Annotated in this window: 6 protein-coding genes; 5 read left to right on the forward strand and 1 reads right to left on the reverse strand. The window is 70.8% G+C overall.

The window, feature by feature from the left end:
* Positions 1–130 precede the first annotated feature (130 nt).
* Positions 131–3,274 carry an isoleucine--tRNA ligase gene (gene ileS, locus P1P70_RS35055; protein WP_319245073.1) on the reverse strand — a complete coding sequence of 1,048 codons (3,144 nt, stop codon included), beginning with the start codon at positions 3,272–3,274 and terminating at the stop codon, positions 131–133.
* A gap of 649 nt (positions 3,275–3,923) precedes the next feature.
* Between ileS and P1P70_RS35060 the strand changes: the two genes are divergently transcribed.
* The 5 genes from P1P70_RS35060 to P1P70_RS35080 all read left to right on the forward strand — a co-directional run bounded on the left by P1P70_RS35060 (position 3,924) and on the right by P1P70_RS35080 (position 8,671).
* Positions 3,924–4,823 carry a TraR/DksA C4-type zinc finger protein gene (locus P1P70_RS35060; RefSeq protein WP_319245074.1) on the forward strand — a complete coding sequence of 300 codons (900 nt, stop codon included), beginning with the start codon at positions 3,924–3,926 and terminating at the stop codon, positions 4,821–4,823.
* Between the two features lie 81 nt (positions 4,824–4,904).
* Positions 4,905–5,513, forward strand: a complete 609-nt coding sequence (lspA, locus tag P1P70_RS35065) for a signal peptidase II (protein ID WP_319245075.1) — start codon at positions 4,905–4,907, stop codon at positions 5,511–5,513.
* Between the two features lie 80 nt (positions 5,514–5,593).
* Positions 5,594–6,538 (forward strand): RluA family pseudouridine synthase, encoded by a 945-nt coding sequence (locus tag P1P70_RS35070; RefSeq protein ID WP_184895226.1) that lies wholly within the window; start codon positions 5,594–5,596, stop codon positions 6,536–6,538.
* Positions 6,535–7,011 carry a GNAT family N-acetyltransferase gene (locus P1P70_RS35075; protein ID WP_319245077.1) on the forward strand — a complete coding sequence of 159 codons (477 nt, stop codon included), beginning with the start codon at positions 6,535–6,537 and terminating at the stop codon, positions 7,009–7,011. Before P1P70_RS35070 ends, P1P70_RS35075 begins: the two co-directional genes overlap by 4 nt.
* A 73-nt stretch (positions 7,012–7,084) precedes the next feature.
* Positions 7,085–8,671 (forward strand): Na+/H+ antiporter, encoded by a 1,587-nt coding sequence (locus P1P70_RS35080; protein WP_319245078.1) that lies wholly within the window; start codon positions 7,085–7,087, stop codon positions 8,669–8,671.
* Positions 8,672–8,693: the final 22 nt, after the last annotated feature.

Consider the following 8,693-nt stretch of genomic DNA (forward strand, 5'->3'; position numbering starts at 1 on the left):
CGCCCACCCTCCCCCACTCTCGGCTTCGCTCGAGCGGGAGGTACCCCCATCGCCCCAGCGGCCCGATTGCCCGCAGCTACGTACGGCGAGGCTGGGAGCTGCCCGCGCCCGTCAGGGGCGCGGGCAGCTGTCAGGCCTTGCGCAGGCGGAACGTCAGCGTGAGCGCCTCGTCCGTGAACGGGGCGCCGTACGTGTCGTCGGCCTCGCCGGAGGCGAAGTCCGTCGCGAGGACCTCGTCCGCGATCAGGGGCGCGTGCTCGGTCAGGGCCGCGGTCACCGCCGGGTCCGTCGCCGTCCAGCGCAGGGCGATCCGGTCGGCCACGTCCAGGCCGCTGTTCTTGCGGGCCTCCTGGATCAGGCGGATCGCGTCGCGGGCGAGGCCCGCCCGGCGGAGTTCCTCCGTGATCTCCAGGTCGAGGGCGACCGTCGCACCCGAGTCGGAGGCCACCGACCAGCCCTCGCGGGGCGTCTCCGTGATGATCACCTCGTCGGGGGCGAGGCTGATGGTCTCGCCGTCGACCTCGACCGTCGCCGTGCCCTCGCGCAGGGCCAGGGACAGGGCGGCCGCGTCGGCGTTCGCCACGGCCTTGGCCACGTCCTGGACGCGCTTGCCGAAGCGCTTGCCCAGCGCGCGGAAGTTGGCCTTGGCGGTGGTGTCCACCAGCGAGCCGCCGACCTCGGAGAGGGAGGCCAGGGAGCTGACGTTCAGCTCCTCCGTGATCTGCGTGTGCAGCTCGGGGTTCAGCGAGTCGAAGCCCGTCGCCGCCACCAGGGCGCGGGAGAGGGGCTGGCGGGTCTTGACGCCCGACTCCGCGCGCGTGGCACGTCCCAGCTCGACCAGGCGGCGCACCAGGACCATCTGCTTCGACAGCTCGGGGTCGATCGCGGAGAGGTCCGCCTCCGGCCAGGAGGCCAGGTGCACCGACTCCGGGGCGCCCGGGGAGACCGGCACGATCAGGTCCTGCCAGACCCGCTCGGTGATGAACGGGGTCAGCGGGGCCATCAGCTTCGTGACCGTCTCGACGACCTCGTGCAGGGTGCGCAGCGCGGCCTTGTCGCCCTGCCAGAAGCGGCGGCGCGACCGGCGCACGTACCAGTTCGACAGGTCGTCGACGAACGCCGACAGGAGCTTTCCGGCGCGCTGGGTGTCGTAGGCCTCCAGGGCCCCGGTCACCTGGTCGGTGAGGGCGTGGAGCTCCGAGAGCAGCCAGCGGTCCAGGACCGGGCGGTCGGCCGGGGCCGGGTCCGCCGCGCTGGGCGCCCAGTTCGACGTGCGGGCGTACAGGGCCTGGAAGGCGACCGTGTTCCAGTACGTGAGGAGCGTCTTGCGGACGACCTCCTGGATGGTGCCGTGGCCGACGCGGCGGGCCGCCCAGGGGGAGCCGCCGGCGGCCATGAACCAGCGAACGGCGTCGGCGCCGTGCTGGTCCATCAGCGGGATCGGCTCCAGGGTGTTCCCCAGGTGCTTGGACATCTTGCGGCCGTCCTCGGCGAGGATGTGGCCGAGGCACACGACGTTCTCGTAGGAGGACTTGTCGAACACCAGGGTGCCGACGGCCATCAGCGTGTAGAACCAGCCGCGGGTCTGGTCGATGGCCTCGCTGATGAACTGGGCCGGGTAGCGGGACTCGAAGAGCTCCTTGTTCTTGTGCGGGTAGCCCCACTGCGCGAACGGCATCGAGCCCGAGTCGTACCAGGCGTCGATGACCTCCGGGACGCGCGTGGCGGTGCTGCCGCAGCCGTCCTGGGGGCAGGGGAAGGTGACCGCGTCGATGAACGGGCGGTGCGGGTCCAGCTCCGACTGGTCGGTGCCGGAGAGCTGGGACAGCTCCTCGCGGGAGCCGACGCAGGTCAGGTGGTTCTCCTCACAGCGCCAGATCGGCAGCGGGGTGCCCCAGTAGCGGCTGCGGGAGAGCGCCCAGTCGATGTTGTTGTTCAGCCAGTCGCCGAAGCGGCCGTGCTTGACCGAGTCCGGGAACCAGTTGGTCTTCTCGTTCTCCTGGAGGAGGCGGTCCTTGACGGCGGTGGTGCGGATGTACCAGGACGGCTGCGCGTAGTAGAGGAGCGCGGTGTGGCAGCGCCAGCAGTGCGGGTAGCTGTGCTCGTACGGGATGTGCCGGAAGAGCGCACCGCGCTGCTGGAGGTCCTCGGTGAGCTTTTCGTCCGCCTTCTTGAAGAAGACGCCGCCCACGAGGGGGACGTCCTCCTCGAAGGTGCCGTCGGGACGGACCGGGTTCACCACGGGCAGGCCGTACGAGCGGCAGACCTTGAGGTCGTCCTCACCGAAGGCGGGGGACTGGTGGACCAGACCCGTACCGTCCTCCGTCGTCACGTATTCCGCGTTGACGACGAAATGCGCTGCTTCCGGGAACTCCACGAGCTCGAACGGACGTTGATAGGTCCAGCGCTCCATCTCGGCGCCGGTGAAGGTCTGGCCGGTGGTCTCCCAGCCCTCGCCGAGCGCCTTGGCGACGAGCGGCTCGGCGACGACGAGCTTCTCCGTGCCGTCCGTGGCGACCAAGTAGGTGACCTCGGGGTGGGCGGCGACCGCGGTGTTGGACACCAGCGTCCACGGTGTGGTCGTCCACACCAGGAGCGCGGCCTCACCGGCGAGCGGACCGGAGGTGAGCGGGAAACGGACGAAGACCGAGGGGTCGACGACCGTCTCGTAGCCCTGCGCCAGCTCGTGGTCCGACAGGCCGGTGCCGCAGCGGGGGCACCAGGGGGCGACGCGGTGGTCCTGGACCAGCAGGCCCTTGTTGAAGATCTCCTTGAGCGACCACCAGACGGACTCGACGTACTCGGGGTCCATGGTCCGGTAGGCGTCGTCGAGGTCGACCCAGTAGCCCATGCGGGTCGTGAGCTCGGTGAAGGCGTCGGTGTGCCGGGTCACCGAGTCACGGCACCTGGCGTTGAACTCGGCGATGCCGTACGCCTCGATGTCCTTCTTGCCGTTGAAGCCGAGCTCCTTCTCGACCGCCAGCTCCACGGGGAGGCCGTGGCAGTCCCAGCCGGCCTTGCGGGCGACGTGGTAGCCGCGCATCGTGCGGAAGCGGGGGAAGACGTCCTTGAAGACGCGGGCCTCGATGTGGTGGGCGCCCGGCATGCCGTTGGCGGTGGGCGGGCCCTCGTAGAACACCCACTCGGGGCGGCCCTCGGACTGCTCCAGGCTCTTGGCGAAGATCTTCTGCTCGCGCCAGAAGTCGAGCACCGCGTGCTCGAGCGCGGGCAGATCGACCTGGGCGGGCACCTGGCGGTACGTCGGCTCTGTCATGAGCGGGCTTCCTCCAACGGACTTGCTGCCTTCCGTCGGAGGGACGAGAGCTTCGATCCTTCGTACGCCGTGTGCGGCGCGCTCCCGCGGTACCACCCTCCTTGGCCCGCCTGTGCGCCGTACGCACCGGTGAGCCCCCTCATTGAGGTCGCGATGCCGGGTCTACTCGCCACGTCCCACGGACTGCGCCGTGCGGTGCGGCTTTCTTCCGGCGGCTCCGGGGTGATCTTCACATCGCGCTCGCCCCCGGGCTTCCACCGTCCCCGGGTCGCTCTGGGCTGCGTACGACGCTACTCGTCCCCATCCACGCTTCTCGCTCCGCCCAGTGTACGGCGCCGTACGGACAGCGGCCGACCGGATTTCAGGCGGCCGTGGGCGGGGCGCGGTGGGGTCTTGGCCGGGGTTGCCGGGCGGGAGCGGGATGACCTGCGCGATGACCCGAATGGAGCGGGTCGGGCGTCCGGATCCTGGGACGTGCGGCGCGGCGGAATACCCGGCGGGGAGCTGGGCACAACGCTTGCAGGCTCGTCGCGCGACGGTCGCGGGGCGGGAGGAACGGGTGGTCTGCCCCGTTGCCGCGGGACTCGGGTCGATTTATCGTCCCAGCACGATACGCGTGCAAGATCACAATATGTGAAGGGGCGCGGCCATGGTGGCGAAGAAGACCGCCGTACAGCAGTCGGCGTCCGGCAGATCCACGGTGGCCTCCGGCGGTGGGGACGAGGGGCAGAAGGCCGCGGCGGTGAAGGCGGCCGGCAAGAAGAGGGTGGCGAAGAAGGCGGCGGCCACGAAGGTGGTGGCGAAGAGGGCGGGGGCGAAGAGCGCGGTGGCCAAGAAGGCCGCGGCCGAGAAGTCGGTCGCGGGCGAAGCGGTCGCCGGGAAACCGGTCGCCGGAAAATCGGTCGCAGGGAAGGCGACGGGCCGGAAGCCGGTCGGTGGTGAGGCGGTCGTCAGGAAGACCGCGGCCAAGAAGACGTCGACGGCCAAGAAGAGCACCTCTGCGACGAAGAGCACGGTCAAGAAGGCGGGCGCGGCCGAGGCCGCCGAGACGACGGGAGCCACGACGGTGGTTGCGAAGAACACTCCTGGTACGGCTACGGCGGCGAAGAAGAAGCCCACCGCCGTCCCCAAGGCACGGCCCGCCGCGGTGGAGCCCGGCGAGCTGGCGGTACGCCCCGGCGAGGACCCCTGGACCCCCGAGGAGGTGACCGAGGCCCGGACGGAGCTGCAGTCCGAGGCGATGCGGCTGAGGACCGAGCTGGATGCCTCCGAGCGGGCCCTGACGGGTCTGATGCGGGACTCCGGGGACGGCGCGGGCGACGATCAGGCCGACACCGGGGCGAAGAACATCACACGCGAGCACGAGCTGTCCCTCGCCCACAACGCGCGCGAGATGCTCGACCAGACCGAGCGTGCCCTGGACCGGCTGGCCTCGGGCACCTACGGACTCTGCGAGAACTGCGGCAATCCGATCGGAAAGGCGCGAATGCAGGCCTTCCCCCGGGCCACCCTGTGCGTCGAGTGCAAGCAGAAACAGGAACGCCGCTAGCGATCGCCGCCTGAGCCCCTGCTCCGCGGCGGGCGTGTCGTACCTTTGTCCTCAGTCAGGAACCTAGGTTGAGGGACTCACGTGGCAGAGGCGGAGCGCATCATCGGTACGCCGGACATTCCAGACGCGGCGGGGGCCGGCCCGGAGCAGTCCGACGGCGACGACACCGCGGCGCAGCGGGCCGAGGCCGCCGCGCAGCCGCGCGGCAGGCGCCGGATCGCCGTGCTGTTCGGGGTCGCGGCGCTGGCGTACGCGCTCGACCTGGTCAGCAAGATGATCGTGGTCGCGAAGCTGGAGCACCACGAGCCGATCGAGATCATCGGGGACTGGCTGAAGTTCGAGGCGATCCGCAACGCGGGCGCGGCCTTCGGCTTCGGCGAGGCCTTCACGATCATCTTCACGATGATCGCGGCGATCGTGATCCTGGTGATCGCCCGGCTCGCCCGCAAGCTCTACAGCCTGCCCTGGGCGATCGCGCTCGGTCTGCTGCTCGGCGGTGCGCTGGGCAACCTCACCGACCGGATCTTCCGGTCGCCGGGCGTCTTCGAGGGCGCGGTGGTCGACTTCATCGCGCCGAAGGGCTTCGCGGTCTTCAACCTCGCGGATTCGGCCATCGTGTGCGGCGGCATCCTGATCGTGCTGCTGTCGTTCCGGGGGCTCGACCCGGACGGGACCGTCCACAAGGACTGAGTCCACAAGGGGGCACGGGTCGGACGGGGTTTTCCACAGGCGCGGTCGGGCGTGTCGTGGCGGTCCGGCATACTCGTCGGGTGAGCACGATTCCCGAGATCCGTACCCTGCCCGTGCCCGACGGCCTGGAGGGCGAGCGTGTCGACGCCGCCATCTCCCGCATGTTCGGCTTCTCCCGTACGAAGGCGGCCGAGCTCGCCGCCGCGGGGAAGGTCACGGTCGACGGGTCGGTGGTCGGCAAGTCGGAGCGGGTGCACGGCGGGGCCTGGCTCGAGGTCGAGATGCCGCAGGCGCCCGCGCCGGTGCAGGTCGTCGCCGAGCCGGTCGAGGGCATGGAGATCGTGCACGACGACGATGACGTGGTCGTGATCGTCAAGCCGGTCGGTGTTGCCGCGCACCCCAGCCCCGGCTGGTCGGGGCCCACCGTCATCGGCGGGCTCGCCGCCGCCGGGTACCGGATCTCGACGTCCGGTGCCGCCGAGCGCCAGGGCATCGTGCACCGGCTCGACGTGGGCACCTCGGGCCTCATGGTGGTCGCCAAGTCGGAGTACGCGTACACGTCGCTGAAGCGCCAGTTCAAGGAGCGGACGGTCGACAAGCGGTACCACGCGCTGGTCCAGGGCCACCCCGACCCCACGAGCGGCACCATCGACGCGCCCATCGGGCGGCACCCGAACCACGACTACAAGTGGGCCGTCACCGCCGAGGGCAAGCCGTCGGTCACGCACTACGACCTCATCGAGGCGTTCCGCGCCGCCTCCCTGCTCGACATCAAGCTGGAGACCGGGCGCACCCACCAGATCCGCGTCCACATGTCCGCCCACCGGCACCCCTGCGTCGGCGACCTCACGTACGGCGCCGACCCGACGCTCGCCAAGCGGCTCGGCATCACCCGCCAGTGGCTGCAGGCCGTACGGCTCGGCTTCGAGCACCCCGGGGACGGCAGCTGGGTCGAGTTCGAGTGCGACTACCCGGCGGATCTGCAGAAGGCCCTGGACAAGGTCCGCGAGGAGACGTACGCGTGAGCCCCGTGCCGGTGTCCTACGCGGTGCGCGTCGCCGACGGCCCCGCTGATCGCGAGGCCTGCTTCGCGGTGCGCAAGCAGGTCTTCGTCGTCGAGCAGGGTGTGCCGGAGGACCTGGAGTACGACGCGTACGACGCCGGGGCCGTGCATGTGCTCGCCGTGCGGGACGACGGCATACCCCTCGGCGCCGGGCGGCTGTTGTACGGGGAGGCCGCCGCCGGCAAGACCGGTGGGGAGCCCGGTGTGGGGTCCCTGGGGCGGTTGGCCGTCGTGGCGGAGGCCCGGGGGCTGGGAGTCGGGGTCGCGCTGGTGCGGGCCGTCGAGGAGGCGGCACGGGAGCACGGGCTGACCGCGGTCGACCTGGGGGCCCAGACACACGCGCTGGGTTTCTACGAGCGGCTGGGGTATGCGGCGTACGGACCGGAGTTCGTGGACGCGGGCCTACCTCATCGGGCTATGCGGCGAAGGCTTTAGCGTTCGGCGGTGCGGGTGGGGCACCCTGGGCATCCGGTCGGTCCTGATCGTCTAGCACCAGCGGAGCGCCCCCATGGATCAGTTGGCCCTGTTTTTCGTCCTGCTGGTCGGGGCCGTGGTCAGTGTGCCGGTGGGGGAACGGCTGAAGCTGCCCGCGCCGGTGCTGATGACGCTGCTGGGCATCGCCCTGGCCCTGCCGGGGTTCGTGCCCAACGTGGAGATCCCGCCGGAGTTCATCCTGCCGCTGCTGCTGCCCCCGCTGCTGTACGCGGCGGTGCGGCGGACGTCCTGGCGGCAGTTCACCGCCAACCGGCGGCCGATCTTCCTGCTGGCCGTGGCGCTGGTGTTCGTGACCACCGCCGCGGTGGCCGCCGTGGCGAACGCGATCGTGCCCGGACTGCCCATCGCGGCGGCCGTGGCGCTCGGCGCCCTCGTCGCGCCGCCCGACCCGGTGGCGGCGACCGCCGTGGCCGGGCAACTCGGGCTGCCGCGACGGCTGGTGTCGATACTGGAGGGCGAGGGCCTCTTCAACGACGTCACGGCCATCGTGCTCTACCACGTGGCCATCGCCGCCGCCGTCAGTGGATCGTTCTCCTGGTCGAGCGCCGCGCTGCAGCTCGTGCTGTCGGCCGTCGTCGCGCTCGCCGTGGGGATCGGGCTCGGCTGGGCCGCCAACAAGCTGATGGACTTCCTCGAGGACGCGACGCTGCAGATCGGGCTGACCCTGCTGGTGCCGTACGCGTCGTACGTGATGGCCGAGGAGCTCCACGGGTCCGGGGTGCTCGCCGTGCTCACCACCGCGTTGTTCCTCGCGGAGTACGCGCTCGGCGCGGACGACGTCATGACACGGCTCGCCGGGCACACCGTCTGGGACGTCGTGGACACGCTGGTCACCGGGGTCGCCTTCGGGCTGATCGGGCTGGAGCTGCACAACGCGATCCGTACGGCGTCCGGGCGGTGGGGCGAGATGCTCGGCTGGGCGGCGGCCGTCGTGGTCGTCGTCGTGTTCGTACGGCTGGTGTGGTTGCTGCCGGCGACGTGGCTGGCGCGGCGGTTGCACGCGAAGCGGGACTACGACGAGGAGATCCCGATGTCGTGGCGCGAGACCGTGGTGATGTGGTGGTCGGGGATGCGGGGGGTGGCGTCCGTGGCGCTGGCGCTGGCGATTCCGTTGGAGACGGACACGGGGGCGCCGTTCCCGAACCGGGACGAGATCGTGTTCATCGCCTTCGGGGTGATCATGGCGACACTGGTGCTGCAGGGGCTGACTCTGCCGTGGCTCGTACGGCGGCTGGGGGTGCGGGCGGATGAAGGGGTCGAGAAGGAGTTCGAGAAGGCGTTGGCCGTGCGGGCCGCGAAGGCGGCGAAGCGGCGGCTGAAGGAGATCGAGGAGGTGGAGGAGCTGCCGGAGGAGATGTCCGAGCGGTTGTTGCGGCGGGCCTTCGAGATCGGGGTGCGGATCAGTCCGGAGGTGGGGGAGGACGAGCGGCGCGAGGGGCATGAGCAGCGGGTTCGGCGGCTTCGCCGGATGCGGCGGATCCAGGGGGAGATGTTGAGTGCGGCTCGGCATGAGGTGTTGGCCGCGCGGAGTGAGGCGGGGGCGGATCCTGAGGTGGTGGATCGGGTGTTGCGGCATCTGGATGTGCGTAGCCTGCGGTGATCTGGGCGGCGCCTCTTTGCCC

This window comes from Streptomyces sp. MB09-02B (assembly GCF_033794485.1).
In the GTDB taxonomy this organism is placed as follows: domain Bacteria; phylum Actinomycetota; class Actinomycetes; order Streptomycetales; family Streptomycetaceae; genus Streptomyces.

Coding starts and splice junctions, on each gene's coding strand:
- ileS (WP_319245073.1), bottom strand. CDS start 3,274: ATGACAGAGCCGACGTACCGCCAGGTGCCCGCCCAGGTCGATCTGCCC.
- P1P70_RS35060 (WP_319245074.1), top strand. CDS start 3,924: ATGGTGGCGAAGAAGACCGCCGTACAGCAGTCGGCGTCCGGCAGATCC.
- P1P70_RS35080 (WP_319245078.1), top strand. CDS start 7,085: ATGGATCAGTTGGCCCTGTTTTTCGTCCTGCTGGTCGGGGCCGTGGTC.